Below are 16,845 nucleotides of genomic sequence, written 5' to 3' on the forward strand. Positions count from 1 at the left end.
GGGGACTGATCGCTCACCCGATGGCCGGCTTCAACGCCGACGGTGCCCGCGACGTGTTCGGCATTCCGCCCGGTGTGCGGCCGGTTGCCGTTGTGGCCATCGGTTCCCTGGGCGACTACGACACCGCACCGCCGGAGATCCTGGAACGCGACGCACAGGGACGCCAACGGCTGCCACTGGCGGAAGTGGTGTTCGCCGGCGGCTGGGGCCAGCCCTTTCAGCCGTAAAGCGAGCTTGATAGAGTGTTCGACGTGCAGCGGGTGCTCCTTCTCGGCAGCCGCGACGGGGTCTGATCCAGGCCGGCTTCCCGTCGCGGGTGTTCGCGATGCGCCGGTCGTATTCCTTTGAGACTGGAAAGCAGCCCCATGACTCCCACCGATCCTCGCGTCGAAGTAACCGACGCCGCCGATGCCTTCGTATCGGCGCGCACTATCAAGACCCCGTCCGGCGCCCCCCGTCCCGGCCAGCCGGCGTGGAACACCCAACGCGGCACCTCGATGCCGATATCGCGCTACCGGCCGTTCGCTGAAGAAGTCGAACCGATCGAGCTGCCCGACCGCACCTGGCCCGACCGGGTCGCCACCAAGGCGCCGATGTGGTGTGGGGTGGACCTGCGCGACGGCAACCAGGCACTCATCGACCCGATGAGCCCGGCCCGCAAACGGCGCATGTTCGACTTGCTGGTCCGCATGGGCTACAAGGAGATTGAGGTCGGATTCCCGTCCGCCAGCCAGACCGATTTCGACTTCGTCCGCGACATCATCACTGAGGGTGCGATCCCCGAAGACGTCACCATCCAGGTGTTGACGCAGTGCCGGCCGGAGCTCATCGAGCGCACCTTCGAGGCCTGCGAGGGCGCGCCCCGGGCGATCGTGCACTTCTACAGTTCGACGTCGATCCTGCAGCGGCGCGTGGTGTTCCGCGGGGACCGCGAATCGGTGAAGTCGATCGCCACCGACGGGGCGCGCAAGTGCGTCGAGGAGGCCGGGAAATACCCCGGCACGGTGTGGCGGTTCGAGTATTCACCGGAGTCCTACACCGGCACCGAGCTGCAGTACGCCAAGCAGGTGTGTGACGCGGTCGGCGACATCATCCAGCCGACGCCGGCCAACCCGATCATCTTCAACCTGCCGGCCACCGTCGAGATGGCAACCCCGAACGTCTACGCCGACTCTATCGAGTGGATGCACCGCAACCTGGCCCGCCGCGACAGCGTCATTCTGAGCCTGCACCCGCACAACGACCGCGGAACCGCCGTCGCCGCAGCCGAGTTGGGCCATCAGGCCGGTGCCGACCGGATCGAGGGCTGCCTGTTCGGCAACGGCGAACGCACCGGCAACGTGTGCATCGTGACGCTGGGCCTGAATCTGTTCAGCCGCGGCATCGACCCGCAGATCGACTTCTCCAACATCGACGAGATCCGGCGCACCGTCGAGTACTGCAACCAACTGCCAGTGCCCGAACGTCACCCGTATGGCGGCGATCTGGTGTATACCGCCTTCTCCGGGAGCCACCAGGACGCCATCAACAAGGGCCTGGACGCGATGAAGGTGTCAGCCGACCAAGAGGGCCGAGACGAGGCCGACCTTATTTGGCAAGTGCCGTATCTGCCGATCGACCCCAAGGACGTCGGCCGCACCTATGAGGCCGTCATCCGGGTGAACTCGCAATCCGGCAAGGGCGGCGTGGCCTACATCATGAAGGCCGATCACGGGCTGGCGTTGCCGCGCCGGCTGCAGATCGAGTTCTCACAGGCGATCCAGAAGATCACCGAGGGCGAGGGCGGCGAGGTGTCGTCCAAGGAGATGTGGGACGTCTTCGCCGAGGAGTACCTGATGCCGGTGCGGCCGCTGGAGCGGATCCGGCAGCAGGTCATCGCCTCGGAGGTGGACGGCGGGACGGACACCATCAAGGCCGTCGTCAAGATCGACGGCGTCGAAACCGAGATCGAGGGCTCGGGCAACGGCCCGCTCGCCGCGTTCGTCGACGCGCTGTCCGGAGTCGGGATCCACGTCCACGTGCTGGATTACTCCGAGCACGCGATGTCGGCGGGCGAAGAGGCGAAGGCCGCCGCGTATGTGGAGGCGTCGGTGAACGGCCAGACGATCTGGGGTGCCGGCATCGCGACGTCGATCACCACCGCGTCGTTGCGGGCCGTGGTGTCGGCGGTCAACCGGGCGGCGCGGACCTAGTCGTCGAAGCAGGCGCTCAACAGTCGGTCGATCAGGCTGGCCGGATCTTCGATGCTGCCCGGGATTGTCAGGTTGCTGAACACGAAACCATTCAGCAGCCTGCTCATCTGTTCCATTTGGTCGGAGGTAGGGCTCAGTCCTGCCGCCTCGAAGATGACACGGGCCGATTTCACCGCTGCGGCCTGAAGCTCTTTGATGAACGGCCGAAGCTCCGGGCGTCGAGTGCCTTCCACGAAGAGTTCGAATCTCGCGAGCGTCCAGCGGCGGAACTGCTCGTCTGGTTCGAGCATTCGGACCATCAGGGATTTGAGGCCGTCGCGGGAGATCGGGCCCACGGCTGACTGCAGCATCTCGACGCGCTGCCAATGCAAGTCCACGGTTCGGGCGGCGGTCGCCTCGAGCAGCGCCTGTCGAGTCCTGAAATAGTTCGATGTCGTTCCGGCCGGGAGGCTGGCTCGGCTGTCGACTTGGCGATGCGTCAGACCCCCGACGCCGTCATCGCAGAGGATGTCGATCGCGGCGTCGAGGATCTGAGTGCGTCGTTCGGGGTTGGGCGGCATCAGTTCTTGTATTGCAGACGCCAGAACATCGTCAGGAACGCCGGGTACACGACGATCAACAGGAAGTAGCTGAACCACATCGGGAACCACGTCATCAGGGTGGTGTCCCAGATGATGTAGCTGCAGTAGATGTGCAGCGGCACGCTACCGGCGATGTAGACCACCGAGCCGGTGAACAGCGCCCGGTGTCGCTTGTTGGCGAACCGGACCCGGTGGTTCACCAGGAGCAGGATGCCGGTGATCGCGGCGTAGGTCATCGGCACCAGCAGGATCTTGTCGGTCGTCGGCGTGACCATGTAACGCATGGTCAAGTCGTCGCCGAAAATCACCCGATACACATGCCAAATCACGCCGATCGAGATGGTGAGCATGGCGGCTTCGCGGAAGAAGTAGCCGTGCCGACGGAAGGTGTCCTTGAAGGACTTCCCTTGTACTACGTCTGTAGTGGTTGTCATGGCGCAGACGTTACCACTACGAACGTAGTGATTGCAAGAGGGTCTAGGGACGGGGCGGCAGAACCGCGAGCCAGGAGTCCGCGAGCAGCTCGATCAACTGCCCGTCTGGGTCACGGATCATTGCCGACTGCTCGGAGACGGTCGCGTCGACAACCGATCCGCCGAAGTCCTCGACCAGCGCCAGCACGCCGCCAAGACCGGACACCGACAGCGACAGATGCGTCAGGCCGACTTGGTCCATCACCCGCTGCGGTCCGGTGTGGACGTCGCGCTTCGAGTAGTCGAGGAGTTCCAGCACGAGGCCGTCGCGCACCAGGTACGTCGCGTGCAGTCCGACCGGCTTGGCCAACTGCAGAAGCTTGTCGGTGCCGTCATCGGGCGGTTCGAGTTCCCACCAGAACGCGAACCCGAGTAGACCCTCGTAGAACCGGCGCGATCGCGCCCGATCCGCGACGCATAACCCAACGTGGTTGAAAACCGTTCGGTGACTGGTCATTACAGCCTTCCGTAGCGCGTGAGTGCCAACGGCCCGGCGCTCTCAATGTGTACAGTGGCTCGCTCCAGACAGCCCCCGACGCCCTGCTCGGTGACCCACGACTGCACGCTGAGCACCATGCCCTCCTCGAGTGCGGCAGCGGAGCCCCGGCCCAGACCGATCACCGGCGGTTCGGCGCCGAGTCCCAGCCCATGCGCCAATGCCACGAACGAGTCCGGGTTTCCTGCGTTCTCCCAGGCGCGGTATAGGTCGGCCCCGGTGTTCCCCGGTCGGCAGGCGGCCATCAGCGCGTCCATGCTTCGGGCGCATCGCGAAGCAAGATCCGCCGTGCCTTCAGGAGCGGAGCGCCCGGCCACCCGCGTTCGGGCCAGGCCGGCCTCGTATCCGGCGTAGAGGGCTCCCGGTGTCAGGACGACTAACTCGCCGTCCCCCACGGGGCGGTCGGATGCCAGATGGCGAAACGTCACATGACCGCGGGTGGGTGCGGCGAAGCCGACGCTCTCCGACGGCGCGATCGGAGCTCCGAGACTGGCCACACACTCGTAGTACAGACCGAGCAGTTGACGCTCGGTGATGCCCGGTTCGAGGGCGTCGTCGAGCGCACTCAGCGCCGCCTCCGCGATGGCCGACGCCACCACCAGGCAGGTGATCTCGTCCGGCGTCTTGGTCCGTCGGGCGGTAGCCATCACCGGAGCTGCGTCCACCAGCTCGGCCGGGGTGACGAGACGGGAGATCAAGCCGGCGAACATCGGCGTCAGACCGTCGGTGCCGACCCGCCGTGACTCGCGCAGGCCCGGGATGACCGCGAGTGAGGCCGCGAGGTTGGCGGGGTTCCAGCTCAGGCCGTAGAGATCCTCGCGGCCGATCTCCGGCGGCACGCCCTCGTCCCAGGTCGACAGCAGATGCACGCGACCGGTTGCCCGCACCGCCACGGCGACCGGCGCGAACGGAAGCACACCGGCGCGCCCGAGTTGGCGGGCGCCCGTCGCATAACGCACGTCGCCGACACCGCCGAGCATCAGGGCATCGAGTCCGTGACGCTCCATGCCGGAGAACACCTTTGCGCGGCGTTCGGCACGCAGCCGGGCGAAGTCGACACGTGCGTCGTCCTCGAGGCCCATCGTTCCGGTGAGCAATCCGCGATCGCGCGGCGTGGGGCTCATGCGGTGAGTCCATACGGGTCGTAGGTCGATCCGCTGAGTTTTACCCAGCCCGTATCCGTCACGGCCACAATGTCTTCCGAGCGATAGCCCGCCGCGCCGTCTTCCCAGATTACCGGCTCGAAGACGACGGCCATCCCCGGCTGCATGATCAGTCGCTCGTCGAACTGATTGCCGAAGTCGGTTCCGATAAGCGGCATTTCGGCGCTCTCGGTGCCCACCCCGTGCGCGAGATAGAAATGCTCGATCCAGGGCCGGACGCCGTCATTGGCCTCGATCGCGGCCCGGCCGAGCGACAGCGCGGACGCGCCCGGTTTGAGAATGTCCAGCGCTGCGTCGACGACAGTCCGCCACCGGCGGAACTGCGCTTCCTGCTTGGCATTCGGGACTGGGTCGGCGCCGGTGATCCAGGTCCGTCCGTAGTCGGAGGCGTAACCCTCCCAGGTGATTCCGGCGTCGACCCAGATGACGTCGCCTTCCCGCAGGAACCGGTCGGTGGTGACCGTCGGATAGGCGAGGTCGCCGTGCAGCGTCCACGGGCCGAGGTCACGGCTCGGCGCCATCACCTGCCAGATGGGATCGATCCCGTTCGCGGAGGCGCCGAGTTCGAAGATTCGGCGCAGGAACACCGCGCTCAGATCGGTCTGCCGCACTCCCGGACGAAGGACCGCCAATGCGTCCACCATCGCAAGCTCGTTCAGTAGCTGCGCGTTCCGTATGCAGGACACTTCGTCGGGCGTCTTGGTGATCTTCGCGCGGCCCACCACGTCCGATGCGTCGACCCAGTCGAAGGCGGGCAGACCGCGCAGCATCGCATGGGTCTGGTCGTCGACACCGACCCGGGCACCGGGGGTGAAGTGGTCGGCCAACGCGCCGGCGAACACCTCGATACCGTCGTCGAGATCCGGGAACAGCGGCCCGTGCAGATGATCGTCGGGGAGATCGTCGGGCGCCCCGTCGGGATAAGCCGTGTAGAGGTGCGGCGCCGAGTCCCCGTTCACGACGACCGCGACGGGACGGAACAGCGCGGCGTGGTCACCGTCCTGTGCGGGTGTCGCGGCGCCGGTGGCGTAGGCCAACGAACTGGACCCGAGCAGAACGAGGCCGTCGACACCCTGCGATTCGAGCTGATCCTGCAATCGCGCAAAGCGCTCGCAGCGCATGCGGGCAAGGTCGGGCAGGGCCGGGATCGTCGATCCGCCGATCGTCGCTCCTGCAGACCAATCGTCGATGGTCCTACCTCCTTAAAGATGCAAAGATAGCGCAATGGGCCGTCCGGACGTCAGCGCTGACGCGATCGTTGACATCGACCATCACTCCGACGAGTTCAACCTCAACGAGCTGCAAGTCAACGCCGATCTGCGCCGCCGGTGTCCCGTCGCGTGGAACAAGACGTACGGCGGATTCTGGTTTGTCACCGGTTATGACGAGGTGGCGGCGGCGGCGCGCGACGGCGACACGTTCGCGCACAAGTACGAACCCGATGCCGCCGACGGCGTGAACTACCGGGGCGAGATGGGGGTTCCACGGCCCGAAGGTCAACCGCCCCTGGGTATCGGCGAGGTCGACGGCCCGTACCACCTGGCCCTGCGGCGGGCACTGACCCCGTTCTTCTCGTCGGGAGCCGTCGAGAAGATGCGACCGTTCATGGAGCAGTCGGTGCACTGGTTTCTCGACCAACGGATCGCCGACGGGCAGATGGACCTCGTCCTGGACTACGCCAGTCCTGTTCCGGCGATTCTGACCATGAGGCTGATGGGCCTGCCGTACGACAACTGGCGGCTGTACGCCAACCTCTTCCACTCGGTGATGGCCGCCTCCGACCCCGATGAGTACAACAAGGCGATCGCCGAGGTCCCGGCGATGCTCGACGGTCTGCTGAAGTTCACGGCGGCCCGACGGGCCGATCCCGGCGACGACCTGACGAGCTTCCTGGTGCAGTTCGAGTTCGACGGCAAGCGGCTGGACGACACCCAGCTGCTGGACATCCTCTGGAATCTCATCGGCGGCGGCGTCGACACCACGACGTCGCTGACCGCGCTGAGCCTTCGTCACCTCGGCACCCACCCGGATCTGCGGCAACAGCTCATCGACCGTCCCGAGCTGTATCGCTCCGCAGCAGACGAATTTCTTCGCTTCTGCTCGGTCAACAAGCAACTGAGCCGCACAGTCAGCCGCGACACCGTCCTGGGCGGTCAGCAGCTTCGGCGCAACGACCAGGTGCTGATCAGCTGGCTCGCCGCCAACCACGACGAGCAGGAGTTTGAGCGGGCCGGCGAGGTGGTACTGGATCGCACACCCAACCATCACGTCGCCTTCGGGCTCGGGGCGCATCGATGCATCGGGGCCCCGCTGGCGCGCGTCATGTTCGAGATGATGGTGAAGGCGGTTCTCGATCGCATTCCCGACTATCGGGTCGACCTCGGCGGTGTCCACGAATACCGCGGTAACCCCACCATGACGGGACTGGGCAAGCTTCCCGTCACGTTCACGCCGGGAGTGTCCCTGGGCACGTCGCGCCCCGAGTGACCGGACCTTCGCTCAGAAGAGGGCGAACTGTCCGCCGTTGAGGGTGTGGTCGGTGAAGTCCTCGATGTCGGTACCGCCGACCACGTCCTCGAGCGCGCGCATGAATTCGGCGTCGGCGACCAGTGGCACGCCCAGCTCGTGTGCCTGATAGCCCTTGCCCTGTTCGGGGTCGGGCTCGTTGCAGATCACCAGCGACGTTTCCGGGTCGACGGCATCGGTATAGGCCAGTCCGGCATGCAGGATTCGCTCGACGAGTTCCTCGTGGGTGTGGGTCACCTCGGCCGACAACGCGACCCGCATGCCCTGCACCAGGGGCCGGCCCCGGACGAACCGGCCGGGGTTGAGGTACGGGCACGCCAGCCGGGACGCCAGCATCTTCAGCGGACGTAGCTCGTCGTGCGTGACCTGGCCGTTGGGCCAGGTCCGCCGCGACACCGGCCGCAGCGGCAGCCAGACGTTGCGCTCCCGCGCACGCACCAGCGCCGGCGTGAGAATTTGGGCCAGCACCAGGGCGTCGTCGAGTGCGTCGTGCGGCCTCATCTGGCTGATGCCCCAGTGCGACGCCAGCGTCTCCAACCGCATGTTGTCGGTGCCCAGGTCGAGCCGCCGGGCCAGCTCCACCGTGCACATGACGCTGTCGACGGGCAGCTCCACCCCGGCCCGCTCGGCCTCGGCGGCCAGGAACGCGTAGTCGAAGGAGACGTTGTGGGCCACCAGCGTGCGGTCGCGCAGCACCTCGACCAGCTCGGGGACGACGTCGCCGAAGCAGGGCTGGTCGGCGAGCATCTCGGCGGTCAGGCCGTGCACGTGGGTGGGCCCGGGATCGACGCCGGGGTTGAGCAGGGTGGCGACGCTGCGTTCGACGTTGCCGTCGTCGCCGACCGCCAGCGCGGCGAGGCTGACGATGCGGGCCTGCCCGGGTCGGAAGCCTGTCGTCTCGACGTCGACGACAGCCCAGCCCGCGCCGGGCTCGGCAGCCGGCCGGCCCCAGGTTTGGCTCACATTTTGAGGATTGCACGATAGTCCGACATCGCCGGATCGCTGGCAAGCGTGTCGGCCACCTAAAATGCCGGGAATGGCCACCGCTCGTGGACGTATTGCGCTGGCGGCCGGGGCTGCCGCGCGGCGGGCGTCGCGGGTTACCGGCCGTGGCGCCGGTGCGATGATCGGCGGCCTGGTCGCGCTCACGCTGGACAAGTCGATCCTGCGTCAGCTCGGCGAAGGCCGGCGCACGGCCGTGATCACCGGCACCAATGGCAAGTCGACGTCCACCCGGATGACCGCTGCGGCGCTGGGCACGCTGGGGCCCGTCGCCACCAATGCCGAGGGCGCCAACATGGACGCCGGCCTGGTGGCCGCGCTGGCCGGTGCCCGCGACGCGGAGCTGGTGGCGCTGGAGGTCGACGAAATGCACGTGCCGCACGTCAGTGAAGCCCTGTCGCCGTCAGTCGTCGTCTTGCTCAATTTGTCCCGCGACCAGCTGGACCGGGTCGGCGAGATCAATCACATCGAGCGCACGCTGCGGGCCGGGCTGGCCCGGCACCCGTCGACGGTGGTCGTCGCCAATTGCGACGACGTGCTGATGACGTCGGCGGCCTACGACAGCCCGAACGTGGTGTGGGTGGCCGCGGGCGGCGGCTGGGCGGCTGACTCGGTGAGCTGTCCGCGCAGCGGCGAGATCATCGTCCGCGAGCGCACGCATTGGTACTCGACCGGCACGGATTTCAAACGGCCGAGCCCGCAGTGGTGGTTCGACGACGTCAACATCTATGGGCCCGACGGGTTTTCGATGCCGATGCGGCTGGCGCTGCCGGGAACGGTCAACCGCGGCAACGCCACTCAGGCCGTCGCGGCTTCAGTGGCGATGGGCGCCGACCCGGCGTTGGCGGTGGCGGCCGTGTCGGATGTCGACGAGGTCGCCGGCCGGTACCGCACGGTGCGGCTGGGTGAGCACACCGCCCGGCTGCTGCTGGCCAAGAATCCGGCCGGCTGGCAGGAAGCGCTGTCGATGGTCGACAAGCACGGCGCCGGCGTGGTGATCGCCGTCAACGGGCAGGTCCCCGACGGCGAGGACCTGTCCTGGCTGTGGGACGTCCGCTTCGAGCATTTCGAGGACACACACGTGGTGGCCGCCGGTGAACGCGGCACCGACCTGGCCGTGCGGCTGGGCTATGCGGGCGTGGATCACACGCTGGTGCACGACACGATGGCCGCCATCAAGTCGTGTCCGCCGGGACACGTCGAGGTGATCGCGAACTACACGGCGTTCCTGCAGCTCAACCGGGTGCTCGCCGATGTCTGACGCCGTGGTGCGGATCGGGCTGGTGCTGCCCGACGTCATGGGTACTTACGGCGACGGCGGCAACGCGGTGGTGTTGTGTCAACGGTTGCGGCTGCGCGACATCGACGCCGAGATCGTCGAGATCACGTTGTCCGACCCGGTGCCGGAGTCATTGGATCTGTACACCCTCGGTGGGGCGGAGGACTACGCACAGCGGCTGGCGACGCGGCATCTCATCCGATATCCAGGTCTCCAGGAAGCGGCGGGTCGGGGCGCGCCGGTGCTGGCGATCTGCGCGGCCATCCAGGTGCTCGGCCACTGGTACGAGACCTCCACCGGCGAGCGGGTCGACGGGGTCGGGCTGTTGGATGTCACCACGTCCCCGCAGCCGAAGCGCACCATCGGCGAGGTGCTGTCGCAGCCGCTGCTGCCTGGCCTCACGGAACGCCTGACCGGCTTCGAAAATCACCGCGGCGGCACGGTTTTGGGCGCTGGGGCCAAGCCGCTGGGCGCCGTCACGAAGGGCGCGGGTAACCGGGCCGGCGACGGAATCGACGGCGCGGTGCAGGGCAGCGTCGTCGCCACTTACCTGCATGGCCCGTGTCTGGCCCGCAATCCTGAACTGGCCGATCTGCTGTTGTCGCGTGTTGTCGGTGAGCTGGCGCCGCTGGAGCTTGATGAGGTCGCGCTGCTGCGCCGTGAACGCCTCGCCGCCCCCCGCCGCGCCTAAGCGGCGATGCTGCCGCCGCGGCTGATCAACGCCGCCTCAACTCTGGCCAGCCACTCCTCGGGACGATCTTCGGCGACGACCCGAATGACGATCCACCCCATCGCTTCCAACATCCGAAGCCTCGCGATGTCCTTTACGTATTGGTCGCGATCTTTGCGGTGATGGTCACCGTCGTATTCGACAGCGACTTTGAAGTCCGGCCAGCCCATGTCGAGGAACGCGACCGGGCGCGAGCCCACCAACACAGGTATCTGCGTTTCCGGACGCCGAAATCCGGCATCGTGCAGCCGCAACCGAATCTGGCTCTCGCGCGGGGATTCTGCGCCACCGTCGACGAGAGGGAGCAGCTCGCGGAGTTGGCGTACACCCCGCGCGCGCGGATACCGCTCAGCGAGCGCCAGCACTTCGTCGATCGAGAAGAACTGGTTCCACATGAGCGCGTCCAGGCGGGCCAGCGCCTGCGGGCGGTCCAGGTGCCGACCCAGATCAAAGGCGGTGCGAACTCTTGTCGTGGCTGGCAGCCCCGCGATACGGGTGACTTCGTCGTCTGCCAACCGCTCTGTACGCGGGATCAACCCCTCTTGCGGCGTGCATTTCGCACCGGCGAGCTCGATCGGCTGCGTCGGGTCGACCCATGGAGCACCGTGCAGGGCCGATGCCGCCACACCCGCCACCACTCCTTTGCGGCGCGACACCAACCAGGCTCCGATTGCTCGCTCCCGCAGCGACACCTCGCAGCCCTTGCGGACGTACACGCCGCGATACAGATTGGTGTACCACCGCCGCAGTTCATGGCGGGTGGCCCGACCCGCCGCTACGGCCTCGCCGCCCAAGATGACCTCACCCATCGCTTCATGATGCAGCCAGGCACCGACAGCTCTCGAAATCCGGGTTTTGTAGGGAAAGTGCGAGAAGACCTCTACAAAACTCAGATTTCGCGGGAATTCAGGTGAGGGCGCGGCGGCCGGCGAGGGCGCGGCCCAGGGTGAGCTCGTCGGCGAACTCCAGGTCCCCGCCCATCGGCAGGCCCGACGCGATGCGGGTGACGGTCAGACCGGGGATGTCGCGCAGCATCCGGACCAGGTAGGTGGCCGTCGCCTCGCCCTCGGTGTTCGGGTCCGTCGCGATGATGACCTCGGTGATTTCCACACCGTCGACGCGCTCGCCGATCCTGTTGAGCAGCTCACGAATGCGCAGCTGCTCGGGCCCGACACCGGATAGCGGATCCAGCGCCCCACCCAATACGTGGTAGCGGCCGCGGAATTCGCGGGTTCGCTCGACGGCCTGCACATCCTTGGGCTCCTCCACGACACACACCAAGGACGCGTCCCGACGGGAATCGCTGCAAATTCGGCAGCGGTCGTCGTCGGAGACGTTGCCGCACACCGCGCAGAACTTCACGCCGTCGCGGACTCTTGCCAACACACCGGTAAGCCGATCAATCTGCGGCGGCTCCACCGACAACAGGTGAAAAGCGATGCGCTGCGCGCTCTTCGGGCCGATGCCCGGCAGCTTGCCCAGCTCGTCGATGAGGTCCTGAACCGGTCCTTCGAACAAGTTAGAGCCCCGGTATGCCCAAGTCGCCCATGCCGCCGGCCAGCGGTCCGAGCCGGTCGTGGGCGAGGATGGTGACCTGCTTGGACGCGTCGGTCAGCGCACCGACGATGAGATCCTGCAGCGTTTCGACGTCGTCGGGGTCGACGACCTTCGGGTCGATCGACACACCCACCACCTCGCCGCTGCCCTTCATGGTGACCTGGACCAGCCCACCGCCGGCCTGGCCGTGCACCTCGGCATTGGCGAGCTGTTCCTGGGCTTCCATCAGCTTCTGCTGCACCTGCTGCGCCTGCGCGAGGAGCGCCGACATATCGGGCTGGTCGCCTCCGGGTTGCATGACAGTCCCCTTGCGTCTTTGTCTCGACTTGGTTTCGCTCGCTCGCACGCGGCGGTTTGGTCTTTCAGCCTAGTCGCCCGCGGGCTACCTTGACGCGGTGCACGTGCCCGCCATCCCGCGTGTCGGCGCCATCGCGGCTGCCGGCTTGCTGGTAGCCGCGTCGACACTGGCCGCCCCGGCAACCGCGGCGCCAGCCAACATCGCGGGCATGATCGTCTTCCTCGACCCCGGCCACAACGGGTCCAACGACTCCTCGATCAGCCGTCAGGTGCCCACCGGCCGCGGCGGCACCAAGAACTGCCAGGAAAGCGGTACCTCGACCAACGACGGCTACCCCGAGCACACCTTCACCTGGGACACCACGCTGCGCATCCGCCAGGCGCTCACGGCGCTGGGCGTGCGGACCGCGATGTCACGGGGCAACGACACCGGGCTGGGCCCGTGCGTCGACGAGCGGGCGGCGATGGCCAACGCCCTGAAGCCCAACGCCATCGTGAGCATCCACGCCGACGGCGGCCCGCCGACCGGGCGCGGTTTCCACGTGCTCTACTCGTCGCCGCCGCTCAACCAGGTTCAGGCCGGCCCGTCGGTGCAGTTCGCGCAGGCCATGCGCGACCAGCTGCAGGTGTCGGGTCTGGTGCCCTCGACCTACATCGGCTCCGGCGGCCTGAACCCGCGCTCGGACATCGCCGGGCTGAACCTCGCGCAGTTCCCGTCCATCCTCGTTGAGCTGGGCAACATGAAGAACCCCGCCGATGCGGGGTTGATCACCACTCCCGCCGGCAGGCAGAAGTACGCCGACGCCGTCGTGCGCGGCATCGCGGGCTTCCTCGGCGTGCAGCGCCGCTAGCCGGCCTCGACGCTCTTCTTGAGGTTGTCCAGAACCTCTGCCTGGATCTTCTTGAGTCCCAACGGCGCAAACGTCTTCTCGAAAAAGCCCTTGATGCCGCCGGCGCCCTGCCACGAGGTCTTGGTCGTGACGGACGAGCCGGGCCCCGCGGGTGCGACGGTCCAGTTGGTCACCATCGTCGAGTTGGCGTCCTTCTCGATCACGGTGTGCCCGGCCACGTCGACGTTGGCCTTGACGTCGCGGACCCGCGACTCGGTGGCCTGCAGCTTCCAGGTCACCACGGTGCCGGCGCCTTGACCGCCCTCGAGCACCTGGTAGTCGCTGTAATGCGCGGAGAGGATCTTCGGACGGACCGTCCGGTAATCGGCGACGGCCGCCAACACAGCCGCCGGCTCGGCGTCGATCAAGACGGTGCTGGACGCGCTGACCTGTCCCATCGGGCATGACTCCTGTCGTAGCGGTGCGGTCGCGTCGGCTGCGACCGCGGACTAGCGTATATCTGTGTCTGTTCCGTCAACCGACGCACGGGCCGCTCACGCCGCGGGGGTTGAGCGGCTCCTCGCCAGCTACCGTGTGATCCCGCCGACCGCCACCGTACGGCTGGCCAAGCCGACCTCCAATCTGTTCCGGGCGCGGGCGAAGAGCAACGCCAAGGGGCTGGACGTTTCCGGCCTGACGGGTGTCCTTGCTATCGACCCGGACGCCCGCACCGCCGACGTCGCGGGCATGTGCACCTACGCGGACCTCGTGGCCGCCACGCTGCCGTTCGGGCTGTCGCCGCTGGTCGTCCCGCAACTGAAGACCATCACCCTGGGCGGTGCGGTCACCGGGCTCGGCATCGAGTCGGCGTCGTTCCGCAACGGATTGCCACACGAGTCGGTGCTGGAGATGGACATTCTCACCGGCACCGGCGAAGTGCTCACCGCATCGCCTGAGCACAACGCCGATCTTTACCGCGCCTTCCCGAATTCCTATGGCACACTTGGCTATTCGGTACGGCTGAGGATCGAGTTGGAATCCGTCAAGCCGTTCGTGGCATTGAAGCATCTGCGGTTTCACTCGCTGGCCGACATGGTCGCGACGATGGACCGCATCATCGAGACCGGCGGCATCGACGGCTGCCCGGTCGATTACCTGGACGGCGTGGTGTTCAGCGCCGACGAAAGCTATCTGACACTTGGTTTCCAGACCTCCACACCCGGACCGGTCAGCGACTACACCGGTCAGCGGATCTACTACCGGTCCATCCAGCACGCCGACAAAGAGAAGCACGACCGGCTCACCATCCACGACTATCTGTGGCGGTGGGACACCGACTGGTTCTGGTGTTCGCGGGCATTCGGCGCGCAGCACCCCAAGGTCAGGCGGCTGTGGCCGCGGCGCTATCGGCGCAGCAGCTTCTACTGGAAGCTGATCGCCTACGACCAGCGGTTCAACATCGCCGACCGGATCGAGAAGCGCAGTATTCGTTCGCCTGTCCGATCCACAAGCGAACGCGTCGTCCAGGACGTCGAAGTGCCGATCGAGCGGTGTTCGGAGTTCCTCGACTGGTTCCTGGCGAACGTGCCGATCGAGCCGATCTGGCTGTGCCCGCTGCGGCTACGCGACGACCCGAAATCGGGCGGGGCCTGGCCACTTTATCCACTTCGGTCGCACCACACCTATGTCAACGTCGGCTTCTGGTCGTCGGTCCCGGCCGGTGCCACCGAGGGCGAGACGAACCGGCTGATCGAGCGCAAGGTCAGCGAGCTGGACGGGCACAAATCCCTGTACTCCGATGCCTTTTATTCACCCGACGAGTTCGACGAACTCTATGGCGGGGAAGCCTATAAGACCGTAAAGAAGACATACGACCCCGATTCACGTCTCCTCGACCTGTATGCGAAGGCGGTACAACGGCGATGAGCGCTTGCGCGAAGAGCGGAGGACAGCGATGACCACATTCAAAGAACACGCGCCGACCAGCAGAAAGCTGACCCTGGCCGAGATCCTGGAGATCCTGGCCGCCGGTCAACTACCGCTCAAATTCACCGCCTACGACGGCAGTTCGGCCGGACCCGACGACGCCACCCTCGGGCTGGATCTGCTGACTCCACGCGGGACGACCTATCTCGCCACCGCGCCAGGCGATCTCGGGCTGGCCCGCGCATACGTATCCGGCGACCTGGAACCGCACGGTGTGCATCCCGGCGACCCGTATGAGCTGCTCAAGGCGCTTGCCGACAAGATGGACTTCAAGCGCCCACCGGCGCGGGTGCTGGCCAACATCATCCGCTCGATCGGCTTCGAGCACCTCAAGCCGATCGCACCGCCGCCGCAGGAGGCGCTGCCCCGGTGGCGCCGCATGGCGGAGGGCTTGCGGCACAGTCGAACCCGCGACGCCGAGGCGATCCATCACCACTACGACGTCTCCAACACGTTCTACGAGTGGGTACTCGGCCCGTCGATGACCTACACCTGCGCGTGCTACCCGCACCCGGACGCCTCGCTGGAGCAGGCGCAGGAGAACAAATACCGGCTGGTGTTCGAGAAGCTGCGGCTGAAGCCGGGCGACCGGCTGCTCGACGTGGGCTGCGGCTGGGGTGGCATGGTCCGGTATGCCGCCCGCCATGGCGTGACGGCGACCGGTGTCACCCTCTCGAAAGAACAGGCGACCTGGGCGCAGAAGGCGATCGCCGAGGACGGCCTGACCGATCTCGCCGAGGTCCGGCACGGCGACTACCGAGACATCGGTGAAACCGGCTTCGACGCGGTGTCCTCGATCGGCCTGACCGAGCACATCGGCGTGCACAACTACCCGTCGTACTTCGGTTTCCTGAAGTCGAAGATGCGCACCGGGGCGCTGCTGCTCAACCACAGCATCACCCGGCCGGACAACAGCACGGGGGCGATTGCCGGGGGTTTCATCGACCGCTACGTCTTCCCCGACGCCGAACTCACCGGTTCGGGCCGCATCATCACCGAGGCCCAGGACGTCGGCCTGGAGGTGGTGCATGAAGAGAACCTGCGCCACCACTACGCGATGACGTTGCGCGGCTGGTGCGCCAACCTCGTCGAGCACTGGGACGAAGCGGTCGCCGAGGTCGGGCTGCCGATCGCGAAGGTGTGGGGGCTGTACATGGCCGGCTCACGGCTGGGCTTTGAGACCAGCATCGTGCAGCTGCACCAGGTGCTCGCGGTCAAGCTCGATGAAGACGGCAACGACGACGGCCTGCCGCTGCGGCCCTGGTGGACGCCCTAGCCGCCGTCGATGCGACGGGCGCCGAGTTCGTTCTGCAGTAACTCGAGCGCGGCCTCTTCGGGATCTCGCCGTGGGGTGTCGGACGGGTCGTCGCCGGCCTCGGCCAGCATGCTGTCCTCTTCGTCGCGCTGAACCTGGTCGACTTCGGCCGCTGCCGGGGCGCTGGTTGTCACGGCGACCGACGACCCGACCTCGTAGCGCACCTTCCACGCCATGCCCAGCGCATCCTTCAGCGCTTCGTTGATGACCTCGGCATTGCGTTGCTCGGTTAGCCGCTTGGCCAGGTTCGCGGATTCGTGAGACAGCACCAGTGTGTCGCCGTCGATGGCGCGGACATTGGCGTCGGCCAACATCGCGACCAGGGTGCGGCTGCGCTCCCGCACCTTGTCCAGCACGGTGGACCACTGCCGACGTATCGCGGCCGCGTCGGGCTCGCCGGCGACCGGCTCGGCGGGCC

At 66.9% G+C, this 16,845-nt stretch carries 18 protein-coding genes and 1 pseudogene; 8 read left to right on the forward strand and 11 right to left on the reverse strand.

Translation table 11 applies throughout. The annotated features are described in order from the left end of the window. On the forward strand, positions 1–227 hold a 227-nt coding region (locus tag ACRDU5_RS10460), incomplete at its 5' end, for a nitroreductase family protein (protein WP_526614423.1). Between the two features lie 138 nt (positions 228–365). Beyond that, positions 366–2,192 (forward strand): 2-isopropylmalate synthase, encoded by a 1,827-nt coding sequence (leuA, locus tag ACRDU5_RS10465; protein ID WP_526614425.1) that lies wholly within the window; start codon positions 366–368, stop codon positions 2,190–2,192. Here leuA and ACRDU5_RS10470 read toward each other — a convergent pair. The 5 genes from ACRDU5_RS10470 to ACRDU5_RS10490 are packed head-to-tail and all read right to left on the reverse strand — an operon-like array spanning position 2,189 to position 6,026. Further along, on the reverse strand, positions 2,189–2,842 hold the full coding sequence (locus ACRDU5_RS10470) for a TetR/AcrR family transcriptional regulator (protein ID WP_526614426.1): 654 nt from the start codon (positions 2,840–2,842) through the stop codon (positions 2,189–2,191). The two genes, leuA and ACRDU5_RS10470, sit on opposite strands and share 4 nt — an antisense overlap. Next, a complete protein-coding gene (locus tag ACRDU5_RS10475) occupies positions 2,752–3,207 on the reverse strand; it encodes a hypothetical protein (RefSeq protein WP_526614427.1) in 456 nt (151 codons plus the stop codon). Before ACRDU5_RS10475 ends, ACRDU5_RS10470 begins: the two co-directional genes overlap by 91 nt. 43 nt (positions 3,208–3,250) lie before the next feature. Then, positions 3,251–3,703 carry a VOC family protein gene (locus tag ACRDU5_RS10480; protein ID WP_526614428.1) on the reverse strand — a complete coding sequence of 151 codons (453 nt, stop codon included), beginning with the start codon at positions 3,701–3,703 and terminating at the stop codon, positions 3,251–3,253. After that, positions 3,703–4,866, reverse strand: a complete 1,164-nt coding sequence (locus ACRDU5_RS10485) for a M24 family metallopeptidase (protein WP_526614429.1) — start codon at positions 4,864–4,866, stop codon at positions 3,703–3,705. The genes ACRDU5_RS10480 and ACRDU5_RS10485 overlap by 1 nt, the downstream gene beginning before the upstream one ends. Then, a complete protein-coding gene (locus ACRDU5_RS10490; RefSeq protein ID WP_526614430.1) occupies positions 4,863–6,026 on the reverse strand; it encodes a M24 family metallopeptidase in 1,164 nt (387 codons plus the stop codon). Before ACRDU5_RS10490 ends, ACRDU5_RS10485 begins: the two co-directional genes overlap by 4 nt. A 103-nt stretch (positions 6,027–6,129) precedes the next feature. Here ACRDU5_RS10490 and ACRDU5_RS10495 point away from each other — a divergent pair, with 103 nt between their 5' ends. Then, on the forward strand, positions 6,130–7,392 hold the full coding sequence (locus ACRDU5_RS10495) for a cytochrome P450 (RefSeq protein WP_526614431.1): 1,263 nt from the start codon (positions 6,130–6,132) through the stop codon (positions 7,390–7,392). A gap of 12 nt (positions 7,393–7,404) precedes the next feature. Here ACRDU5_RS10495 and ACRDU5_RS10500 read toward each other — a convergent pair whose 3' ends face one another. Continuing rightward, entirely contained in the window at positions 7,405–8,394 is a 990-nt protein-coding gene (locus ACRDU5_RS10500; RefSeq protein ID WP_526614433.1) for a DEDDh family exonuclease, read from the reverse strand. Between the two features lie 73 nt (positions 8,395–8,467). Here ACRDU5_RS10500 and ACRDU5_RS10505 point away from each other — a divergent pair, with 73 nt between their 5' ends. Both ACRDU5_RS10505 and ACRDU5_RS10510 read left to right on the forward strand, forming a co-directional pair. Next, positions 8,468–9,694: a MurT ligase domain-containing protein gene (locus tag ACRDU5_RS10505; protein WP_526614435.1), complete on the forward strand. Its 1,227-nt coding sequence runs from the start codon at positions 8,468–8,470 to the stop codon at positions 9,692–9,694. Between the two features lie 4 nt (positions 9,695–9,698). Further along, positions 9,699–10,403, forward strand: a complete 705-nt coding sequence (locus tag ACRDU5_RS10510; protein ID WP_526614442.1) for a type 1 glutamine amidotransferase — start codon at positions 9,699–9,701, stop codon at positions 10,401–10,403. On the opposite strand, the gene ACRDU5_RS10515 is transcribed toward ACRDU5_RS10510, so the two are convergent. The 3 genes from ACRDU5_RS10515 to ACRDU5_RS10525 form a co-directional block, all read right to left on the reverse strand. Then, positions 10,400–11,251 carry a type IV toxin-antitoxin system AbiEi family antitoxin gene (locus ACRDU5_RS10515; protein WP_526614436.1) on the reverse strand — a complete coding sequence of 284 codons (852 nt, stop codon included), beginning with the start codon at positions 11,249–11,251 and terminating at the stop codon, positions 10,400–10,402. The two genes, ACRDU5_RS10510 and ACRDU5_RS10515, sit on opposite strands and share 4 nt — an antisense overlap. A gap of 97 nt (positions 11,252–11,348) precedes the next feature. Next, a complete protein-coding gene (recR, locus tag ACRDU5_RS10520; protein ID WP_526614437.1) occupies positions 11,349–11,960 on the reverse strand; it encodes a recombination mediator RecR in 612 nt (203 codons plus the stop codon). Position 11,961: 1 nt separating this feature from the next. Beyond that, positions 11,962–12,297, reverse strand: a complete 336-nt coding sequence (locus tag ACRDU5_RS10525) for a YbaB/EbfC family nucleoid-associated protein (protein WP_526614438.1) — start codon at positions 12,295–12,297, stop codon at positions 11,962–11,964. Positions 12,298–12,400: 103 nt separating this feature from the next. On the opposite strand from ACRDU5_RS10525, the gene ACRDU5_RS10530 reads away from it, so the two are divergent. After that, complete coding sequence (locus tag ACRDU5_RS10530; RefSeq protein ID WP_526614443.1) at positions 12,401–13,147, forward strand: Rv3717 family N-acetylmuramoyl-L-alanine amidase; 747 nt, start codon at positions 12,401–12,403, stop codon at positions 13,145–13,147. Here ACRDU5_RS10530 and ACRDU5_RS10535 read toward each other — a convergent pair. Further along, positions 13,144–13,584 carry an SRPBCC family protein gene (locus tag ACRDU5_RS10535; protein ID WP_526614439.1) on the reverse strand — a complete coding sequence of 147 codons (441 nt, stop codon included), beginning with the start codon at positions 13,582–13,584 and terminating at the stop codon, positions 13,144–13,146. The two genes, ACRDU5_RS10530 and ACRDU5_RS10535, sit on opposite strands and share 4 nt — an antisense overlap. Positions 13,585–13,648: 64 nt before the next feature. Here ACRDU5_RS10535 and ACRDU5_RS10540 point away from each other — a divergent pair, with 64 nt between their 5' ends. Together ACRDU5_RS10540 and ACRDU5_RS10545 are read left to right on the forward strand one after the other, a co-directional pair. Further along, positions 13,649–15,052 (forward strand): FAD-binding oxidoreductase, encoded by a 1,404-nt coding sequence (locus tag ACRDU5_RS10540; RefSeq protein WP_526614440.1) that lies wholly within the window; start codon positions 13,649–13,651, stop codon positions 15,050–15,052. Between the two features lie 28 nt (positions 15,053–15,080). After that, complete coding sequence (locus ACRDU5_RS10545; RefSeq protein ID WP_526614441.1) at positions 15,081–16,388, forward strand: SAM-dependent methyltransferase; 1,308 nt, start codon at positions 15,081–15,083, stop codon at positions 16,386–16,388. On the opposite strand, the pseudogene ACRDU5_RS10550 reads toward ACRDU5_RS10545, so the two are convergent. Next, a pseudogene (locus ACRDU5_RS10550) lies at positions 16,385–16,845 on the reverse strand (DNA polymerase III subunit gamma/tau); the annotation flags it as partial. The gene ACRDU5_RS10545 and the pseudogene ACRDU5_RS10550 overlap by 4 nt on opposite strands.

It is taken from the genome of Mycobacterium sp., from assembly GCF_050701515.1.
Taxonomy (GTDB): Bacteria; Actinomycetota; Actinomycetes; order Mycobacteriales; family Mycobacteriaceae; genus Mycobacterium.